Raw genomic sequence first — 3,987 nt, forward strand, 5'->3', positions numbered from 1 at the left:
GTTCAGTTTTCAAAGAACTTGTTTGCCGCTCATTTGCGACTCCCTTATGTTAACATTTCTATGTTTCAATGTCAACTAAGTTTTTTATTTCGTTTGCCGCGTTTTGCTTTATTGCAGCAGCGACTTTTAATATAATACACCCTTCTTTCCACAAAATCAATATATTTTTTCTTCATGCATGTTTCCATTTCATTGTTAGCCTAAAATCTTTTCCCAACTAATCTACCAAATAGCAATGACTGTCTCACCGATTCTACCGCCTATATAGTTTCATGAAGCTATCCTCTTTATTTATAAAAAAACTAAGGGAACAGAATACCTTCTCCCATTCCCTTAGTTTTTTATGCTGTTTCTTTTTTCGCCTTCGAAACTCTTCTTTTCATTGTAAAATTCCATTTTAACCTACTCATCACATAGTATGCGGTCGGGACTATGACTAATGTTAAAAGCGTAGATGTTAGTAAGCCAGAAATTACAACGATAGCAAGAGAACGAGAAATAAGCCCTCCCTCGGTCGACAACGCCAACGGTGTAAGTGCACCTATTGTAGCAAGAGCCGTCATTAAAATCGGACGAAGTCTTGTTACCCCCGCTTCTAATAAAGCTTCTTTTATAGCCATTCCTTGTTTTTCATTTTGCATAACACGATCCATCAACACAATAGCATTCGTTACAACAATTCCAATTAACATAAGAAACCCAACCAATGCCGGCATACCTAAAGGTTCTTTCGTAAGGTATAAGCCAAGCAAACCACCTGTAAAAAGAAATGGTAAAGAAAATAGAATTGCAAACGGAGCCATTGCATTTCCAAATGTCACTAGCATCACAACAAAGACAAGTACAACAGCAATCCCCATAGCAATAATCATATTTTGGAACCCTTCATTCATAGCTTGTGACTGTCCTTCAGAGCGATACTTAATACCTTTTGGCAAATCTGAATCTTTTAAACGCTTATCTACCTCAGCTTGCACACCAGATACATTATCTGTTGTAAATCTTGCACTTACTTGTACATACTCTTGCTGATTTAAGCGATACAAAGCAGTAGGTCCCGGTGCTTCAGAGAGGGTGGCTACATCCGACAATTTTACCTGTTGCCCAGTAGGACTCATAATAATTTGATTCGTAATGCTTTCAATAGATGTAAGATTATCATTTTTCAATCCTAGATTCACTGAAGTCGTTTTTCCGTCTAATTGGACTGTCGTAACACTTTCACCAGCAATACTCCCTCTTACAAAAGCAGCAATCATCATTGGATTCAAACCTTTTCCCACTGCTTTTTCTTCATCAATTGACAAATTAAGTTGCGGTTTTACAGCAGATAAATTTGTTTTCACATTCGACAAGCCCTTTATATCCTTTATCTTCTCTACAATCTTATTCCCGGCAGTCTCCAAATCCTTAGCATTTCCGCCTTCCACAATAAGAACAAATTGTCCTCCTCCTGTTATACCAATCGGTGTCAAAGCTGTTTCGATGCCCGTTCCTAGATTTTTCATCTTTTCTTTTACATCTTTTTCAAAAGTCGTTATTCCTTCTTTCGTCATATCATCCTTCAAATCAATAGACAAACGAATTCTTTCTCCTGAAACAATCGTTTGATAGCTTTTCACACTCACTTGTTTACTAAGAATACTTTCCATATCTTTAGCTACACCATTAGCTTTGTCAAGTGATGTTCCAACAGGTAAATCTGCCGTCAGATTATATGAAGCCGCCTTTTCTTCTGGTAAAAAGTTTTTCGGGATCAGCGGCACAAGCCCTAAAGATGAAACAAATACGACAAAAGCGAGAAAGAGTGTAATCATCTTTTTCTGAATCGCCCAGCTCAGCACACGCCGATATGCTCTCTGCAATATTGTTTCTTTCGGCTCCTTATGCTTCAAACGTAGCAAGAAAAACTTAGCAAGCAAAGGGACAACTGTTAACGAAACAAGTAAAGAAAAAGCAAGTGCAACAATAACTGTAATTCCGAACGGAGCAAAGAACTTGCCAACAATTCCCGGAACGAATGAAAGTGGGCCAAATACTGCCATAGTCGTAATTGTTGAAGATGTAACCGCACCGCCAACTTCTTTAGCAGCTGCTAACACCATGTTTGCATCACGCTTTGCGCTGCTTAATGTTCTGCGGTAGATGTTTTCAATGACTACGATAGAATCATCAATTACTCGACCAACAGCTACTGCAATACCAGCTAGCGTCATCATATTCAAACTATAATGTAAATACTTCATCGTAATCATCGCTGCTAAAACAGACAGCGGAATTGATAGCACAGCTACAATTGTAGCTCTTATATTACGTAAGAATACAAATGTCACAATGACAGCAAACAATGTACCTAGCAACACTTCCCTAAGCATACTATTAACTGATTTTTCTACCTGCTTTGAGCTGTCATACAACTTTGTCAGTTTATAACCCTCTGGTAATTGTAGATCAGATAGTTTTTGGTTAATTTGTTTGACCACTTCCACTGCATTAGCTCCTGGCTGCGCTTTAACAGATACAAGAACTGCAGGCGTGTCTTTTAATCTCGTATATACAGTTTCTATTTTACTTCCATATTCTACAGTTGCTACATCTGACAATTTAACCGTTTGTACTCCCCCAGCACTTGGTACTGCCATTTTCATATTATTCACATCAGTAAGCGATTTAAGTTTGTAATCAGCTTGAACATTTAATGTTTTTTCATTAATGCTCACCTGGCCTGCTGGAAAAGAAAAATTGTGTGCTAAAAGTGCTTGCTTTACTATGTCATAAGTAATCTTTTTTTCTTTCATTTTTTCAACATCAAGTCTAATAGACAATTGCTTTTCGGTTTCACCTGACACATCCACCTTGCCGATATTTTCAACAGTAGACAAAGTCGGTTTAATCCGATCGTTCACGTATTGTGAAATATCCGCCTGCTTAGCATTGTCTGAAGAAAGCGCGAAAGTAAATATTGGCATCTGCGAAGGTCCATCTTTCATAACGACAGGTTTCCCTGCATCCTCTGGTAATTTTAGAGATGCAACAGCACTCGTCACATCTTTTTCAGCCTCATCCATCTTCCTGTCCATATCAAATCCTAAAATAGCAACTACCATGTTGCTATGAGCTTCAATATATAAATTATCAAGCTTTTGAATACTAGAAAATGCAGTTTCTAGCGGCTTTCCTATATCATTTAACCCTTGCTCTGGCGTGGCACCCATATAAGGGACTTGCACAACCATATACGGAATATCAACGTTTGGCATTTCTTCCATCTCTATTGTTTTAATAGAATATAATCCCCCGACAACAATAAAAATCATCGCGAGAAAGACAACACCTACATTTTTTAAAGAAAAGCGAATCCACGACCCCACCGTCATTCCTCCCATCCCTTTGTACTAAGGAAAATAATCTTACTTACATAATCTCTATAAATCGTAATCCTCCCCTACTTATATTTTCTTCACCCTTTCGCAATTGTAAATTTTATCCTTTTATTCCACATCAACCGCATGATGGATTCTAAACTCAGCCCAAAGACCTATATCGAATCACACGGCGCTAAGTATACAGAAAATTTCTTCTATACAGCAGTGTAAAAAGTCATGTTCTAAACATGACAAAAAGGATTGTGTATTTTACACTTTCCGTAAGCAGGAGGCACACATACCTCTTTGAGATTGCCGACCCACACAAATGATCTATCAATATTTGATTTCATGCTGTTTTTTTGGAAAAAGAATATATTTAAAAAGAATGTATTTAATTTCTTTCATAGAAAATTTAATATGCTTTGGAATACGAGGTCTCTTAGTAAAAATGAAAGGATATTTCTGATATGTTTTATAGAAATGAAGAATGTTCTCCTATTTTGATAGGTTTTTTCATGACCACTTGGTTCGTCTATTTCGATGAAATAAAGCTGGGTTCCTTTATTAAGAAATTCAGTGTTATTTTATAATGATAAAAATACACAAAAAAGACGAGTCA

At 37.0% G+C, this 3,987-nt stretch carries 2 protein-coding genes; one reads left to right on the forward strand and one right to left on the reverse strand.

The annotated features are described in order from the left end of the window. Window positions 1-341: 341 nt before the first annotated feature. The gene (locus V7183_RS19875) at window positions 342-3,371 is read right to left on the reverse strand and encodes an efflux RND transporter permease subunit (RefSeq protein WP_335360590.1); all 3,030 of its coding nucleotides are present in this window, start codon (window positions 3,369-3,371) and stop codon (window positions 342-344) included. 193 nt (window positions 3,372-3,564) lie between these two features. Between V7183_RS19875 and V7183_RS26015 the strand changes: the two genes are divergently transcribed. Beyond that, window positions 3,565-3,675 (forward strand): hypothetical protein, encoded by a 111-nt coding sequence (locus tag V7183_RS26015; RefSeq protein ID WP_438825185.1) that lies wholly within the window; start codon window positions 3,565-3,567, stop codon window positions 3,673-3,675. Window positions 3,676-3,987: the final 312 nt, after the last annotated feature.

Source organism: Bacillus sp. JJ1127 (genome assembly GCF_036965845.1).
Lineage (GTDB): Bacteria > Bacillota > Bacilli > Bacillales > Bacillaceae_G > Bacillus_A.